Source organism: Streptomyces sp. SID14478, from assembly GCF_010548525.1.
Classification (GTDB): domain Bacteria; phylum Actinomycetota; class Actinomycetes; order Streptomycetales; family Streptomycetaceae; genus Streptomyces.
Window position 1 is genome coordinate 1 of sequence record NZ_JAAGMG010001329.1, and the last position, 2,963, is coordinate 2,963.

Annotated in this window: 2 protein-coding genes; both read left to right on the forward strand. The window is 74.0% G+C overall.

From position 1 onward, the window contains the following. The first annotated feature begins 196 nt into the window (after positions 1-196). A complete protein-coding gene (locus G3I40_RS42085; RefSeq protein ID WP_164560069.1) occupies positions 197-694 on the forward strand; it encodes a MarR family transcriptional regulator in 498 nt (165 codons plus the stop codon). Beyond that, positions 691-2,963, forward strand: a 2,273-nt coding sequence (locus tag G3I40_RS42090; protein ID WP_164560070.1) for an FUSC family protein, incomplete at its 3' end; no start/stop codon positions are given. The genes G3I40_RS42085 and G3I40_RS42090, both read left to right, overlap by 4 nt.

The window sequence follows — 2,963 nt, forward strand, 5'->3', positions numbered from 1 at the left end:
CGCAGGCGACGCCCACGGCGCCGATCGCGCTGCCCGCCACCAGGTCGGCCGTCGCACTCCAGCACATGTGCGCAACGGTACGGTCCGGGCGGCGACGCGGCGCGTCGTTGCGGTCAAGTGGCCCGCACGGGGGCGCCGGGCGGGGTGGAGGGACCCCTGGTCGGATGTTTGTATTCGACATGTATATACTTTCCATATGCATCTACCCGTGGAGGCGTCCGGCGCCGTCCAGGCCCGGCGCATCGAAGGTGCGGCCCGCGGCCTCCTGCGGGGGATCGGACTGCTGACCCAAGCCCTGTTCAAGGCAGGGGAGTTCGGGCTCACCCGCAGCCAGGTCGCCCTGCTCGACGCGCTCGAAGCAGGGCCGCTGCGGGTCACCGGACTCGCCACCGCGACGGGCATGGCGCAGCCGCGGGTCACCGTGTGCCTGCAGAAGCTCGAAGAGGCCGGACTCGTGGAGCGGCAGCGCTGCGCCGCCGACCGGCGCGCGGTGGAGACGTCGCTGACGTCCGCCGGACGCGACCTGCTCGAACGCGGGCGCCGCCGGATGGCGGCCGCGCTCCTCGCCGCCCTCGCGAGCGGCGCCGAGAGCGACGGGCCCGTCGCGTCCGTCGAGGAATCGGAGCGCGCGGTCGCCACCGCGCGAGATGCCATCGCCGTACTGCTCGACGCCATGGAATCGGAGGCCAGTTGACCACCCCGGGCACACTGCCGGACACGTCCACCACACCCGCGACCGCCGCCGCGGACCTCGCGCCCCACCGGGTCGCCGGACCGCGCAGACGGTGGGACTGGGTCCTCGCGGCCGATCCAGGACTGGGCCAACTCCAGGCCGGATGGCGGTCGTTGGTCGCGATGGTCACCTCGCTGGCCGTCGGCTACGGGATGTCCCGGGCCCTCGCCATTCCGCCCATGATCGGCTTGATGGTCGCAGGGATGATGGGCCTGATGAGCGCGTTCGCGGTGGCCGAGAACACCTGGGACCGGCTCGCCCGCGCCATCTTGTGGATGCCGTTCCCGTACACGGCCGTGCTGTGGCTGTGCGCCACCCTGAACGGTCAGCGCGTGCCCCAGATGGTGCTGATGGTCACGGCGCTCGCCCTGACGTTCTTCCTCGCCCGGTTCGGGCCGATGGCCCTGATCACCGGCATGATGCTGTTCAACGGCCTGATGGTCGGCATGCTCGCCGGTATCCCGGCGTCCCTGGTCGGCAAGGCCTTCGCGGTGGCCCTCGTGTCCGCCGCCGCCGTCCTCGTGACCCGCCTGCTGTTCTGCTACCCGATGCCCCGCGAGGACCTGCTGCGCACCCAGCGCGCCTTCGTCGTCGAGGCCCGGCGGGTGGCCGACGCCGCCGTCGACGCACTCGACGCCGACGCCGACCGGGCACGGGCGGTACGCCGTATGAACCGCGCCCTGCGCCGCCTGAACATCACCACCGTCACCATCGACGGGCGCCTCGCCCAGCCCGAGGTCGCCGCCGACCCGGCCGCCGCCGAACTGCTGCACCGGCACCTGTTCGACGCCGAACTCGCCCTGCGCGGCATCGGCCAGGCAGCCACCGAACTGACCCGGCTGCCGGTCCCCGAACCGCTGCGCGAGGCCCTGGCGGTCGGCCTCGTGCTGGCCCGCGACACCCCCCTCGGCCAGGCCGAGGGCCTGCGCCCGGCGGCCGCACACATCCAGGAGCGCGCCGAGACGATCCTGCGCGATCCCGCGTCGCCCGCCGACCACGTCGAGGCTGCCGTCCTCGCCCGTCGCGTCGGGCACCTCCTCGACTCGCTCGCCGCCTCCCTGGGCAACTGGCTCACCCTCGGCCACACCGCGGCGACCGGACCGGCCGACGTCCCGTTCCAGCAGAGCGTCGCCCTGGAGAACAACCGGCTGCCCGGCTCGGCCGGACCCGCGCGACGCGTCCTCGCCGCGGGCTCCGAGACCGGCTGGCGCCGGGTGATCCCGTTCGTCCGGGTCCCCGTGCACGCCGCCGTGGCCGCCGCCATCGTCTGCCCGATCACCGACGCCATCGACCCGCACCGCTTCTACTGGGGCCTGGTCGGCGTCATGATCACGCTGTTCGGCACCAACACCACCCACGAGCGGCTGCGCAAGTTCGGCCACCGGATGGTGGGCACCGTCGTCGGCGCCGTCCTCGGCATCGCGCTGCTGCACCTCATCGGCCGCGACCACGTGTACGCGACGCTCGCCGTCATCGTCGCCGGCCTCACCCTCGGCGCCTGGGGCATGCAGCGCGCCTACGCCTGCTGGGTGGTCGGCCTGGTCGTCGCCCTCGTACAGCTCTACGCCCTGAGCACCCCCGACAGCGGCATGAACCACCTGCTGGGCGAGCGGCTCCTCGACAACGGCCTCGGCGTCCTCGTCGCCACCGCGTGCGCCGCCCTGATCTTCCCGCTGTCGCGTCGCACGGTCGTCAAGGAGGCGGAACGCGGTTACGTCGACGCGCTCGCCCAGGTCGTCATGCAGGTCGAGCAGCGCTGGTCCGAGCCGGACGCCCCGGTGCGGCTGCGCGGCGCGGCCCGTGCGGTGGACGCCGCACTGAGCCAGGTGCAGAGCGTCGTACGGCCGCTCGTGCGGATGCCCGTCGGGGTGCGTGGGCCCGCGGCGGAGCACCGGGTCGCGCTCCTGACCACCGCGACGGGCCACGCCCGCGCGCTGGCCGTGGCGGCGGACATCGACGTCGACCTCGCCCCGCGCCTGGCCGAACGCGCCCGTCTCGTCACCGCGGGCCTGACCGCGTCCCTGAAGGAACTCGACCAGTTCTTCGCGAGCGGCGAGGCGGAGCCCGCGGGCGCCTGGCGACGTGTGAGTCCCCTCATCCGGGAACTGGAGGCGGAGCTCGCCCCGGCCCCGTCCGGGCCCCGGGCCCGCCGCCTGGCCACCGCGCTGCGCGAACTCGACGCCCTCGACGAGACGCTCGCCGCCTACGCCGCGCAGGCCGGCCTGCCCGT

Coding starts and splice junctions, on each gene's coding strand:
- G3I40_RS42085 (WP_164560069.1), top strand. CDS start 197: ATGCATCTACCCGTGGAGGCGTCCGGCGCCGTCCAGGCCCGGCGCATC.